8 protein-coding genes are annotated in these 13,933 nt (G+C 71.1%); 7 read left to right on the top strand and 1 reads right to left on the bottom strand.

The window, feature by feature from the left end; all coding sequences use genetic code 11:
* Window positions 1-306: 306 nt before the first annotated feature.
* Entirely contained in the window at window positions 307-1,575 is a 1,269-nt protein-coding gene (locus G3I60_RS27795) for an Ig-like domain-containing protein (protein WP_164607848.1), read from the bottom strand.
* A 295-nt stretch (window positions 1,576-1,870) separates the two neighbouring features.
* Between G3I60_RS27795 and glgX the strand changes: the two genes are divergently transcribed.
* The 7 genes from glgX to G3I60_RS27760 all read left to right on the top strand — a co-directional run.
* The gene (gene glgX / locus G3I60_RS27790) at window positions 1,871-4,195 is read left to right on the top strand and encodes a glycogen debranching protein GlgX (RefSeq protein ID WP_164607887.1); all 2,325 of its coding nucleotides are present in this window, start codon (window positions 1,871-1,873) and stop codon (window positions 4,193-4,195) included.
* Between the two features lie 194 nt (window positions 4,196-4,389).
* Window positions 4,390-5,553 carry an MFS transporter gene (locus G3I60_RS27785; RefSeq protein ID WP_164296675.1) on the top strand — a complete coding sequence of 388 codons (1,164 nt, stop codon included), beginning with the start codon at window positions 4,390-4,392 and terminating at the stop codon, window positions 5,551-5,553.
* A 33-nt stretch (window positions 5,554-5,586) separates the two neighbouring features.
* Window positions 5,587-7,380 carry an ABC transporter ATP-binding protein gene (locus tag G3I60_RS27780; protein ID WP_164607846.1) on the top strand — a complete coding sequence of 598 codons (1,794 nt, stop codon included), beginning with the start codon at window positions 5,587-5,589 and terminating at the stop codon, window positions 7,378-7,380.
* A complete protein-coding gene (locus G3I60_RS27775) occupies window positions 7,377-9,257 on the top strand; it encodes an ABC transporter ATP-binding protein (protein ID WP_164296618.1) in 1,881 nt (626 codons plus the stop codon). The genes G3I60_RS27780 and G3I60_RS27775 overlap by 4 nt, the downstream gene beginning before the upstream one ends.
* A 328-nt stretch (window positions 9,258-9,585) precedes the next feature.
* Window positions 9,586-11,865 (top strand): M4 family metallopeptidase, encoded by a 2,280-nt coding sequence (locus G3I60_RS27770; protein WP_343241969.1) that lies wholly within the window; start codon window positions 9,586-9,588, stop codon window positions 11,863-11,865.
* Between the two features lie 309 nt (window positions 11,866-12,174).
* Window positions 12,175-12,378: a cold-shock protein gene (locus tag G3I60_RS27765; RefSeq protein WP_138354888.1), complete on the top strand. Its 204-nt coding sequence runs from the start codon at window positions 12,175-12,177 to the stop codon at window positions 12,376-12,378.
* An 86-nt stretch (window positions 12,379-12,464) separates the two neighbouring features.
* A partial coding sequence (locus G3I60_RS27760; protein WP_343241968.1) for a DEAD/DEAH box helicase occupies window positions 12,465-13,933 on the top strand: 1,469 nt, incomplete at its 3' end.

Raw genomic sequence — 13,933 nt, 5'->3', positions numbered from 1 at the left:
CCCAGCTACGGCACCCCTGGTAGCGATTCTGCCCGGCCGATCCGACCCTGACCCCCCTGTGCGTGGCCGCTGCAGAGCCGCTGGGGCTTCTGCGCGTAATACCGCTCACGCAAACGACAGATAATCACACGCAAGGTAGGCCCGGTGACACGGGAATGTCACCATTCCGTCCCAGTCGGCTGTGAACGCGCCACGAGGCAGGATCCGGCCCCGGAACCGCTTCCGGAACGGACTCCGGGCCCGGCCCCCACCCGGTGGTCGACCGGGGGCGGACCGGGCCCGGAAGGGACCGCGGGGAGCGCCGCGTCAGGGGTTGGAGCCGGATTCCGGGGACGCGGCGGAGTCGAGGGACGCGGCGGAACCCGCGCGCCACTCCTGCCAGCTGAGGTTCCAGCCGCCCATGCCGTTGTCCGCCGCGACCGTGCGGTCGTGGGAGTTGATCACCTCGACGGTGTCGCCGACGAGCGAGTGCTCGAAGAGCCAGCCCGCCGGCGTCGTCGAGCGGCCGCCCTTCACATCGGCGAGCCCGACACAGCCGTGGCTGGTGTTGGTGACGCCGAAGGTCCCGGGCGCGGCCCAGTAGTTGCCGTGCAGGAACGTCCCGGAGCGGGTGAGGCGCATGGCGTGCGGAACATCCGGAATGTCGTACTCCCCACCGAAACCGACCGTCTGGCCATTCATCCGGGTGAGGGCGAACTTCTCGGCGATCACCATCGTGCCCTGGTACGTGGGGTGCCCCGGGCTGCCGGCCGAGATCGGCAGCGTCTTGAACAACTGGCCCTCGCGCCGCACGGTCATGGTGTGCGCGTCCGCGTCGACGGTGCTGGTCTGGTCGCGGCCGATGGTGAACCGGACGTCCTTGGACTGGGTGCCGTACATGCCGTCGGCGCCCTCGACGTCCTTCAGCCGCAGCGACATCGTCACCTCGGTGCCGGCCCGCCAGTGCTTCCTGGGGCGCAGGTCGAGGCGCCGGCTGCCGAACCAGTGCGGGGCCACGTCCACCGCGGGCTTCGCGTGGACGGTGATCGCCCGCTCGACCGCCGCACGGTCGGTGACCGGCCGGTTGAAGTTGATGGTGATGATCATGCCGGTACCGACGGTGGATCCGGCCTCGGGTGTGTAGAAGCCGATGAACTTGTGCTTGGGCACCAGCGTCGTGAACACGGCGTGCTTGGCGGCCCGGCGGCCCTGGCCGTCCACCGCGTAGGCGTCCACCGTGTACTGGGTGGAGAGCGCCAGCTTGCCCGTGGGCAGCCAGCCGCTGTGGTCCGCGGCGAGGGTGCCGGTGACCGGTACGCCCTCGGCGTCGGCCACCTTGACCTGCGTCAACTCGCCCTTCTCCACTCCGACCCGCAGCTGCCCGTCGGGCAGCACATCGTGCGCCGCGTCGTCCGGCGTGATGCTGATGACCGCTTCCGACACCTGCGGGACGACGTCCCTCGGGGCGGCGGCGTCGCTCCTGCTGCCGACGTCGCCACCGCCTCCCGCCCCGCATCCGGCGAGGAGCCCGCCGAGTACTACCGCTCCTACCAGTCCCGCCCCGGCGCGCAGGGCGCGCCTCACCACATTCGTCACGCAGGGTCAACGAGAGCGGCACCCCCGGGGAAACGTGTCACCGCCCATGTGTACAGGAACAGCAGGGCAACAGGGACGACACCGATCACACGGGTGACTGCACGCGTCCGGAGGGGAAGGAATGGTAGGAGGAGACGGCACCGACCCGGCACGGGACGCCGGGAAGGGCCGCGCCCGGCCAGGGCTTTAGTGGGACGCGTGGGGTTCCGCCGTACCGTGGCCGCGGTCGCGTACGGCTGGATCCTGTCGAGCCGCGGGAGGCGAGCACGTGTCAGAGACACGCGAGCACGAGGCCATGGAGGCCGTTGAGGCGGTCCCCCGGCCGAACGGCCTGCGGACGAGCCCTCCGCCGGCCGTCCCCGGGCCCGCTCAGGAGCAGGCTCCGGGGACGACCCCGGACCCCGGGGCCGCAGGCGGCCCCGGGCCCGGGAGCGCGCCCCGTACGGTCTGGCCCGGCAGTTCCGAACCGCTCGGCGCGCGCTTCCGCACCGGCCCCGACGGCCGGCCGGGCACCAACTTCGCGCTGTGGGCGGGCGGCGCCGAATCCGTGGAGCTGTGCCTCTTCGAGGCGGACGGCACCGAGACCCGGGCGCCGCTCACCGAGCTGACGCACGAGATCTGGCACGGCTTCGTGCCCGGCGTGCTGCCCGGCCAGCGCTACGGCTACCGGGTCAGCGGCCGCTGGGACCCGTGGACCGGCGCCCGCTGGAATCCCGCCAAGCTGCTGCTGGACCCGTACGCCCGCGCGGTGGACGGCGACTTCACGCTGCCCTCCGAGGTCTACGCGCACGTCCGTGACTGGCCGGAGCGGCAGATCGCCGACACCGTCCGCGACAACCGGGACTCGGCCCCGCTCGTGCCCAAGGGCGTCGTCGTCCACGATGACGACGACTGGTCCGACGACCACCGTCCCAAGACGCCGTGGTCCGACTCCGTCATCTACGAACTGCACGTCAAGGGCTTCACCAAGCGCCATCCCGGCATACCGGAGGAGCTGCGCGGCACCTACGCGGGCCTGGCGCACCCGGCCGCGATCGAGCACCTCACCCGGCTGGGCGTCACCGCCGTCGAGCTGCTGCCCGTCCACCAGTTCGCCCATGAGGAGCACCTGGAGCGGGCCGGGCTGAAGAACTACTGGGGCTACAACTCCATCGGCTACTTCGCGCCGCACTCCGGCTACGCGGCCGGCGGCACCCGCGGCGAGCAGGTCGGCGAGTTCAAGCGGATGGTGCGCGCCCTGCACGCCGCCGGTATCGAGGTCATCCTGGACGTCGTCTACAACCACACCGCCGAGGGCGGTGAGCTGGGCCCGACGCTCTCGCTGCGCGGGATCGACAACCGCGGCTACTACCGGCTGCAGGACGACCCGCGCCGCTACGCCGACTACACCGGCTGCGGCAACACCCTGCACGTCGTGCAGCCGCACGTCCTGCGGCTCATCACCGACTCGCTGCGCTACTGGGTGACGGAGATGGGCGTCGACGGCTTCCGCTTCGACCTCGCCGCGGCGCTCGCCCGCTCGATGCACGACGTCGACATGCTCTCGCCGTTCCTCGCCGTCATCGCCCAGGACCCGGTCCTGCGGCGGGTGAAGCTGATCGCCGAGCCGTGGGACGTCGGGATGGGCGGCTACCAGGTCGGCGCGTTCCCCCCGCTGTGGACGGAGTGGAACGACCGCTACCGGGACGCGGTGCGCGACTTCTGGCGCGGCGCCCAGCACGACGTACGCGACCTCGGCTACCGGCTCTCCGGCTCCAGCGACCTGTACGCCTGGGGCGGCCGGCGGCCGTACGCCTCGGTCAACTTCATCACCGCGCACGACGGCTTCACCCTGCGCGACCTGGTCTCCTACGAGTCCAAGCACAACGAGGCCAACGGCGAGAACAACAACGACGGCACCCACGACAACCGCTCCTGGAACTGCGGCGCCGAGGGCGCGACCACCGACCCCGGGATCAACACCCTGCGCCGCCGCCAGCTGCGCAACCTGCTCTCGACGCTGCTGCTGTCCACCGGCGTCCCCATGCTGGTGGCCGGTGACGAGATGGGCCGCACCCAGGGCGGCAACAACAACGCGTACTGCCAGGACAACGAGATCAGCTGGATCGACTGGTCGCTGCTGGACGACCCCGACTGGCGGGGGCTCAGCACGCTGGCCGCGCGTGTCATCGCACTGCGCCGCGCCCACCCGGTGCTGCGCCGCCGCGCCTTCTTCTCCGGCCGCTCCCAGACCCCCGGCGGGCTGCCCGACCTCACCTGGTTCACCGCCGGGGGCCAGGAGATGACCGACGACGACTGGTTCGCCTCGTCGCACACCATCGGCATGTACCTCTCCGGCGACGACATCCCGCAGCGCGACGCCCAGGGCGTCCCCATCACCGACGACAGCTTCCTGATCATCGCCCACGCCTCGCACCGCCCCGCCCGCTTCGCCCTCCCCGGCCACCCCTGGGCCGACTCCTACGAACTCCTCCTCGACACCACCGCCGAGGACCAGTCCCGGCCACCGGGCACCGGATACCCGGCGGGCGGCTCGGTGACGGTGCCGGGGCGCTCCCTCCTGCTGCTGCGCGCCCTCCCGGCCACCACCACTCCGGCCCCACGGACGTCCAGCCACTGAAACCCCTGGACACGGAGAATTGGTCCAGTCCACACTCGATCCCTGTGACCTCCTCCGCGCCACAGCCCTGCGAGAACCCCCTCCTCATCGATCCGCCGACCGGTCCGGCGGCGGGGTCCGTCACAGCGCCCGCGAAGGGCCCGGGGCTGTGGTCGGCCAACTTCCGGCTGTACTTCACCGCGCGCTCGGTCGCCATGCTCGGCGACTCCATGCTGCCGGTGGCGATGGCCGCCGGGCTGCTGCAGTACGGGTACGGGGCCGGCGCCATCGGGCTGGTGATGGCGTCGTACATGGGGTGCTTCGCCGGGCTGGTGATATTCGGCGGCGTGATCGCGGACCGGTTCAACGCCCGGCTGCTGATGATCGGCGCCGACCTCGTACGGCTCGGCATGATGGCGCTGCTGGCCGGTCTGTTCTTCGCCGACCACGTGGTGCTGTGGCAGGTGTGCGCGATCACCGCCGTCAACGGGGTCGCCGCGGCGATGTTCCAGCCCGGCGTGGCCAGTACGGTGCCGCGGGTCGCCACCGATGTGCAGGGTGCCAACGGGGTGGTGCGGACCGCCGAGTCGATGATGGCGCTGGCCGGTCCCGCGGTCGCCGGGCTGCTGGTGGCGTTCGCGTCGGCGGGCGGCGTGATCGCGGTGGACGCGGTCACCTTCGGGGTGAGCGCGGTCTGTGTGTTCCTGCTCCGGCTGCCGCCGGTCGCCCATGAGACCACCGGGCCGAAGACCAGTACCTTCCGGGCCGATCTCGTCGAGGGGTGGCGGGAGTTCCGGGGCCGCACCTGGATGTGGACGGTCATCGTGATCTGGATGGTCTTCATGGTGACGGTGATGGGCCCGGTGACGCCGCTCACGGCCGGTGAGATCCTGCCGGCGCACGGCCCGAAGGCGTACGGCCTGGTCAACTCCTGCCTGGGCGCGGGCACCGCGCTCGGTGCGCTGCTCGCGATGCGGTTCCGGTCGCACTTCCCGCTGCGGGCGGGAGCCACCGCCCTCTTCGGCAGCGCGCTGTACCCGGCGTCCGTCGGTCTGCACCTGCCGGTACCGGCCATCTGCGGCTGCATCTTCGTCGCCGGTTCCGCCTGGGCGTACTGGGGCGTGAACTGGGCGACCAGCGTGCAGACCCAGGTGCCCGGCGAGATCCTGAACCGGATCCACGCTTACGAGGTCGCCGGGTCGGTCGCGATGCTGCCGGTGGGCCAGGCGCTGTCCGGGCCGGCGTCGTCCGCGTTCGGCGCGCGCCATGTGCTGCTGGCGGGCAGCGTGGTGTCCCTGGTGGTCTGTGTGTCGCTGTTGTCGGTGCCGGCGATCCGCAATCTGCGTCGGGTGGCACAACCGGCCGGAAAAACCGGATGAGCGCTGTCGGTGGTCGCCCGTATCGTCGAATCGATGCCTGAAGCGACTTCTGACCCCGCGCCCCCCGGACCCCGATCCGCCGTTCGCTCCCTACTGCGGCTGTGGCCGTATGTACGCCCCATCCGCGGCCGGTTGGCCGGCTCCGCGGTGGCGGCCGTCCTCGCGTCGAGCATGGCGCTGCTGATCCCGCTCGTCCTGAAATGGATGGTGGACGGCCCGGTCGCGGACCACGACCCGTCCGGGGTGTGGCTCGGCGGCGGCGTGCTGCTGCTCCTCGGCCTGCTGGAGGCCGGGCTGTTCGGGCTGCGGCGCTGGCTGGTGGCGCGGCCGCTGGCGAGCGTCGAGGCGTCGATGCGCTCCGCCCTGTACGGGCATCTGCAGCGGCTGCCCGTCGCCTTCCACGACCGCTGGGCCTCCGGGCAGTTGCTGTCGCGCGCCACGATGGACCTGCAGATCCTGCGGATGTTCCTGGCGTTCCCGCTGGTGTTCCTGGTGGTGAACGGCGCCGCGATCGTGCTGGGCTTCGCGATCCTGTTCTCCCAGGCCTGGACGCTCGGGCTGGTGCTGCTGCTGCCGATCGTCCCGCTGGTGATCCTCTGCTCGGTGTTCGAGGCCCGGTACTCGCTGGCCGCCCGCTCCGCGCAGGACCAGGCCGGCGACCTGGCCACGGTGGTCGAGGAGTCGGTGCTCGGCGTGCGGATCATCAAGGCGTTCGGCCGGCACCGCAGCCAGACCGAGGCGTTCCGGGCGAAGGCGCACGGGCTGCGAAGTACCGAACTGCACAAGGCGACGTTGCTGGCGGACATCTGGGCGCTGATCATGACGCTGCCCGAGGTCGCCATCGGCGCGGCGCTGATCCTCGGGATCGTGCAGGTGTCCGACGGCGAGCTCTCGGCCGGCACCCTCGTCGCGTTCCTGACCACCGCGCTCGCGCTGCGCTGGCCGGTGGAGTCGCTCGGCTTCCTGCTGGCGATCAGCAACGAGTCGGCGACGGCGGCCGACCGGTTCTTCGAGGCGATCGACGCCGCGGAGGCCGACGCCGCCGGTTTCGACGCCGAGCCCGCCGGGGCCCTGGACGGGGTGCGGTTCGAGGCCGTCCGCTTCCGTTACCCGGACGCGCCGGAGAACACCCCCGACCTGCTGCACGGCATCGATCTGCACATCCGCCCCGGCGAGACGATGGCGCTGGTCGGCGCCACCGGCTGCGGCAAGACCACGCTCACCGCGCTGATCCCCCGGCTGCACGACGCCACCGGTGGCCGGATCACGCTCGACGGCGCCGACATCGCCTTGCTGTCCCGGGAGCGGCTGCGCGAACTGGTCGCTGTCGCCTTCGAGGAGCCGACGCTGTTCTCCGCGACCGTGCGGGAGAACGTGGCGATGGGCGCGGGGCCGGGCGGCGCCGACGAGGCCGCCGTCCTGCGGGCGCTGGAGACGGCCCAGTGCGACTTCGTCGCCCGGCTGCCGCACGGTCTGGACACCCAGGTCGGCGAGCAGGGGCTGAGCCTGTCGGGCGGCCAGCGGCAGCGGCTCGCGCTGGCCCGTGCCGTCGTCGGCAGTCCGGCCTTCCTGGTGCTGGACGACCCGCTGTCCGCGCTGGACGTGCACACCGAGGCGCTCGTCGAGGCCGCGCTGCGCGAGGTCCTGGCGGAGACCACCGCGCTCGTCGTGGCGCACCGGCCGTCCACGGTCATGCTCGCCGACCGCGTCGCCCTGATGTCCGAGGGCCGCATCACCGCCGTCGGCACCCATCACGAACTGCTGACCGACAGCGCGGAGTACCGCCATCTGATGTCCGGCGACAGCGAGAGGAGCGTGGCCCGATGACCTCCGTGGCCGAACAGACCGGGCAGGCCGGTTCCGGGGAGGAGCCGGCCGGCGCCGTGGACGACCCGATCCGGCCGCCGGCCCCGGACGACCCGTTCACGAAGGATGTGCTCCCCTCCCCCAAGGGCGCGCAGCTCACCCTGCTGAAGTCGCTGCTGACGCCGCACACCCGCCGGGTCTGGGTGGCGACGGTGCTGCTGCTGGTGCAGCAGGCCGCCGTGCAGGCCGGGCCGCTGCTGGTGGCGTACGCCATCGACCGGGCGATCCCGGCGCTGCGCGACGGCCGGCACGGCCCGCTGATCCTGCTCGCCTGCGTCTACCTGGGCTGCGCGCTGGCCTCCGGGCTGCTGCAACGGGCGTTCATCCGGGTCGCGGCCCGGGTGAGCCAGGATGTGCTGATCGATCTGCGCGGCCGGATCTTCCGGCACGCGCAGGCGCTCAGCCTGGATTTCCACGAGCGCTACACCTCGGGCCGGCTGATCGCGCGCGCCACCTCGGACGTCGAATCGCTGCGCGAGCTGCTGACCGAGGGCATGGAGGAGCTGCTCGGCGTCGTCCTGTCGTCGGTCTACATCTCGGTGATCCTGCTCTGGCTGGACTGGAAGCTGGGACTGGCGGCGCTGTTCTCCTGCGCCCCGCTGTATCTGATGATCCGGTCCTTCCAGAAGCGCTCGATGGTCGTCTACCGCAAGCGGTCCACGGCCATCGCCGCGGTGATCGTGAAGTTCACCGAGACGATGAACGGCATCCGGCCGGTCCAGGCGTTCCGCCGCGAGAAGCCGAACGAGGCGGACTTCGCCGTGCTCAACGGCACCCATGAGCGGATCAACGGGGACGCGATCCTGGAGATGGCGCGCTATGTCGTCGGATCCCGGCTGATGGCCAACGCGGCGATCTCCGGAATCGTGGTGTGGGGCGCGTACCGGGTGGCGGGCGGCGGTCTGGCGCTGGGGGTGCTGGCGGCGTTCGTGCTGTACCTGCGGCGGCTGTACGACCCCATCGACCGGCTCGGGATGTTCCTCAACTCGTACCAGTCGGCCGCCGCGTCGCTGGAGAAGATCGCCGGCCTGCTGGCGCAGCGCCCCTCGGTGCCCGAACCCGAGGAACCCCGCGAGCTGCCCGGCCGCGGCGGCGAGCTGCCGGGCCGCGAGGTGCTCTTCGACGGCGTGCGCTTCGCGTACCGCACCGGCGGCGAGATCCTCCCGGTCTTCGATCTGCGGATTCCGGCCGGGCAGACGGTGGCGGTGGTCGGGGCGACCGGCGCCGGCAAGTCCACCCTCGCCAAGCTGCTGGCCCGCTTCTACGACCCGACGGACGGCCGGATCACGCTGGACGGCGTCCCGCTGCGGGAACTCGCGCTGCCGGAGCTGCGACGTGGAGTCGTGATGGTGACCCAGGAGGCCTTCTTGTTCTCCGGGACGGTCGCTGAGAACATCGCGATCGGCAGACCCGATGCCGGACGCGAGGAGGTCGAGCGGGCCGCGAAAGCGATCGGAGCACATGACTTCATCTCCGCGCTGCCGGACGGCTACGACACGGACGTCCGCAAGCGCGGCGGCCGGATCTCCGCCGGCCAGCGGCAGTTGGTGGCGTTCGCGCGGGCACTGCTCGCCGATCCCGCCGTCCTCATCCTGGACGAGGCGACGTCCTCGCTGGACGTGCCGGGTGAACGAGCGGTGCAGCACGCGATGGACACGGTGCTGCGCGGCCGGACCGCGGTGATCATCGCGCACCGGCTCTCGACGGTGGAGATCGCCGACCGGGTGCTGGTCATGGAGGGCGGCCGGATCGTCGAGGACGGGGCCCCCGCCGAACTGATCGCGGACCATGGCCGGTTCGCGGATCTGCACGAGGCCTGGCGGGACAGCCTGGTCTGACCGGGGCGGTCCGGTACGGGCCCGCTGACCTGGCCGCGGCCGGACCGGCCCGCGATTCGACGCAGCGGCGTCCGTATAACGGGCGCCGCTCATCGGTCAACGGACGGAAATCGGCCAAGTTTTCGCCACCCCAATGACATGTACCGGTAAACAGTGGCACTCTTCCCGCAGCCGCCGTACAGCACTCCCCCAACAGCACCACGGGTCTGTGCAGCCGCAGCGGTCACGCACGTCCCACCCGCACGTCGCTCTACCCGGGCAGCACACAACCCCACCTGCCCGTCTGTTCACGGCCCGACCCCGCGGCCGCCGCAGAAGGAGTTCCGTAGTGAGACGATCCCCCCGCAAGGCAGTCGCGGCAGGCGCACTCGCCGCCACCGCCGCACTGCTAGCCGTAGCGCTGCCCTCGGGCACCGCCGCGGCCGGCACCGACGCACAGAGCGCTTCCCACGCCCAGCCCCGCGCCGGCGGTATGCCGGCCGCCCTCTCGGCCTCCCAGCGCGCGACGCTGATGGCCGACGCCAACGCCAACGTCGCCCGCACCGCGGGCGAACTGCGGCTCGGCGCCAAGGAGCGGCTCATCCCGACCAGCGTTCTGCGGGACGCCGACGGCACCGTGCACACCCGGTACCAGCGCACTTACGACGGCCTGCCCGTCCTGGGCGGCGACCTGGTCATCGCGAGTACGCCGGCCGGCGCCACCACGAGCGTCAACCGGGCGACCAACGCCGAGATAGCGGTGGCGAGCACCACGGCCACCGCGAGCGCCGACTCCGCGAAGTCCTTCGCGATCAGCCGGGCCAAGGCGGACGGCGCGAAGAGCCCGGCACTGGCCGGCTCCCCGCGCAAGGTCGTCTGGGCTGCCACCGGCGTGCCGACCCTGGCCTGGGAGTCCGTCGTCGGCGGACTGCAGGACGACGGCACCCCGAACCAGCTGCACGTCATCACCGACGCCAAGACCGGTTCCCGGCTCTTCGAGTACCAGGGCATCGAGACCGGCGTCGGCAACAGCGAGTACAGCGGCCAGGTCACCATCGGCACCACGCAGTCCGGCTCGACGTACACGATGACCGACGGCACCCGTGGCGGCCACAAGACGTACAACCTCAACCACGGCTCCTCCGGGACCGGCACGCTCTTCTCGAAGTCCTCGGACACCTGGGGCAACGGCCTTCCGTCCAACGCCGAGACAGCGGGCGTCGACGCGGCCTACGGCGCCCAGCTGACCTGGGACTTCTACAAGAACGTGATGGGCCGCACCGGCATCCGCAACGACGGCGTCGGCGCGTACTCCCGCACTCACTACGGCAACGCCTACGTCAACGCCTTCTGGGACGACGGCTGCTTCTGCATGACGTACGGGGACGGCAGCGGCAACAACAAGCCGCTGACGGCGATCGACGTCGCGGGCCACGAGATGAGCCACGGCGTCACCTCCAACACCGCCGGCCTGAACTACAGCGGTGAGTCCGGCGGCCTCAACGAGGCGACGTCCGACATCTTCGGCAGCTCGGTCGAGTTCTACGCCAACAACGCCAGCGACGTCGGTGACTACCTCATCGGCGAGAAGATCGACATCAACGGCGACGGCACCCCGCTGCGCTACCAGGACAAGCCCTCGCGCGACGGGACGTCGCCCGACAACTGGTACTCCGGCATCGGCAACCTGGACGTGCACTACTCGTCCGGTCCGGCGAACCACTTCTTCTACCTGCTGTCCGAGGGCAGCGGCACGAAGGTGATCAACGGCGTCACGTACAACAGCCCGACCGCCGACAACCTGCCGGTTCCCGGCATCGGCCGGGACGCCGCCTCGAAGATCTGGTACAAGGCGCTGAGCGAGCGCTTCACCTCGACCACCAACTACGCGGCCGCCCGCACCCAGAGCCTGCAGGCCACCGCTGACCTGTACGGATCCGGCAGCGCGACGTGGAACACGGTCGCCAACACCTGGGCCGCCATCGGCGTCGGCGCACGGGTTCCGACCAGTGGCGTCACCGTCACCAAGCCGGCCGACCAGAACACCGTCGTGAACACCGCCGCGAGCCTGCAGATCCAGGCCAGCAGCACCAACGGCGGCGCGCTGACCTACACGGCCACCGGCCTGCCGGCCGGCCTGTCGATCAACGCCTCCAGCGGCCTGATCTCCGGTACGCCGACCACGGTCGGCAACAACAGCGTGACGGTCACGGCGAAGGACTCCACCAACGCCACCGGCTCGGCCACGTTCAACTGGACGATCAGCCCCACCGGTGGTGGCGGCAACGTCTTCGAGAACACCACCGACGTCTCGATCCCGGACCACGGCGCGGCGGTCTACTCCAACATCGCGGTGACCGGACGTACCGGCAACGCCCCGAGCACCCTGCAGGTGGGCGTCAACATCGTCCACACCTACCGCGGTGACCTGGTCATCGACCTGGTCGCCCCCGACGGCAGCACCTACCGGCTGAAGAACTCCAGCGGGTCGGACTCCGCGGCCAACGTGGTCGCCACCTACACGGTCAACGCCTCCAGCGAGGTCGCGAACGGCACGTGGCGGCTCAAGGTGCAGGACGTGTACAGCGTCGACAGCGGCTACATCAACAGCTGGAAGCTCACCTTCTGATCCGGAACGGACGCCCTGAGGATCCTCTGAGGGCACGCTCGACCGGCTGATCGGCCCGAACCCGGCGGTCGCGCTGTGTGACACAGGTCATGCGGCGCGACCGCTTTCGGGATGATCGTCCGCGACGTTTCTGGTACAGTGGGCTGCGTTGCAGTTGTGGTACCCATGAACTCCATGTGCGCCCGGTCCTTGCGGCCAGGCGCACATTTGTTTTACCGGCGTCATGTCCGGTGTGGGGAGATCATCGCGGCGACGCGGCATCCGTAAAGTGCGGGTGCTGTATTAACTGCACCCATTAGGGAGACAGACATGGCTACCGGAACCGTGAAGTGGTTCAACTCCGAAAAGGGCTTCGGCTTCATCGAGCAGGACGGCGGCGGCGCTGACGTCTTCGCCCACTACTCGAACATCGCCACCCAGGGCTTCCGTGAGCTGCTCGAGGGCCAGAAGGTCGAGTTCGACGTCACGCAGGGCCAGAAGGGCCCGCAGGCCGAGAACATCCGCCCTCTCTGAGGCACCCCTGAGCGCTCATCGCGCCCAGTAGCGAGAGGCCCGCACCGCACGGTGCGGGCCTCTCGCGCGCAGCGGAAACAAAACAAGTGCGGCGCTCCGATGAGCGCCGCAGGACGCCGGTCCGCAGGCGTCGAAGAGGCAGTCCGCGATCCGCCGGACGGCCCCTGGCGCCGAGGGACCTCCCTCGTCTCCGTCACGAGGAAGGTTCCCCCTTGAAGTTGTTCTCAGAACTCTCCATCTCTCCCGCGCTGGTCACCGCGCTGAACGCCAACGGCGTCACCGAGCCGTTCCCGATCCAGGCCGCGACGATGCCCGACGCGCTCGCCGGCCGGGACGTGCTGGGCCGTGGCCGTACCGGCTCCGGCAAGACCCTCGCCTTCGGGCTCCCGATGCTGACCCGCACCGCCGGGCAGCGGGCCGAGGCCAAGCACCCGCTGGCGCTCGTCCTGGTGCCGACGCGTGAGCTCGCGACCCAGGTCACCGAGGCGCTCGCGCCCTACGCCCAGGTGCTCGGGCTGCGCCAGACGACGGTGGTCGGCGGTGCGTCCATCACGCGCCAGATCGCCGCGCTGCGCAACGGCGCCGAGATCCTCGTCGCCACCCCGGGCCGGCTCGCCGACCTGATCGACCGCCGGGCCTGCATGCTCGACCGGGTCGAGATCACCGTCCTGGACGAGGCCGACCAGATGGCCGACATGGGCTTCCTGCCCCAGGTCACCAAGCTGCTCGACCAGGTGAAGCCGAACGGCCAGCGGATGCTCTTCTCCGCCACCCTGGACAAGAACGTCGACCGGCTGGTCAAGCGCTTCCTGCACAGCCCGGTCACGCACTCGGTCGACCCGTCGGCCGCGACCGTGACGACCATGGAGCACCACGTGCTGCACGTGGACGACGACACCAAGCGCGCCGTGACCGCCGAGATCGCCGCCCGCGAGGGTGGCGTGATCATGTTCGTCGACACCAAGCGCGGCGCAGACCGGCTCACCAAGCACCTGCTGGCCGCCGGCGTCACCGCCGTCGCCCTGCACGGCGGGAAGTCCCAGCCGCAGCGCAACCGTGCCCTGGACCAGTTCCGTACCGGCAAGGCCACCGCGCTGGTCGCCACCAACGTCGCCGCCCGCGGTATCCACATCGACGGGCTCGACATGGTCGTGAACGTGGACCCGCCCGGCGACCACAAGGACTACCTGCACCGTGGCGGCCGTACCGCGCGGGCCGGCGAGTCCGGCACCGTCATCACCCTGGTGCTGCCCGCGCAGCGCCGGGAGAACGCCCGCCTGATGGCGCTGGCCGGTATCAAGCCGCACACCGCGCGGGTCCGCCCCGGCGACCCCGAGCTGGTGCGCGTCACCGGTGCCCGCAAGCCGTCCGGCAGTGCCGTCACCATTCACGACCCGGTGCACGCCGCCGCCCAGGAAGCCGCCAAGCCGAAGACGAACAAGGTCTCCGGGACGCGCGGCCGTGGCCGTCGCCCCGCCGGCGCGGCCGCTGCCGGCGCGGGCACCACCGCCGCTCCGACTGGCACGCCGCGCAGCGCGGGCAGCACCCGTGGTGG

The organism is Streptomyces sp. SID13666 (genome assembly GCF_010548325.1).
Lineage (GTDB): Bacteria > Actinomycetota > Actinomycetes > Streptomycetales > Streptomycetaceae > Actinacidiphila > Actinacidiphila fildesensis.
The sequence above is the reverse complement of the archived record's forward strand: the minus strand, read 5'-3'. Positions and strand labels throughout refer to the sequence as shown.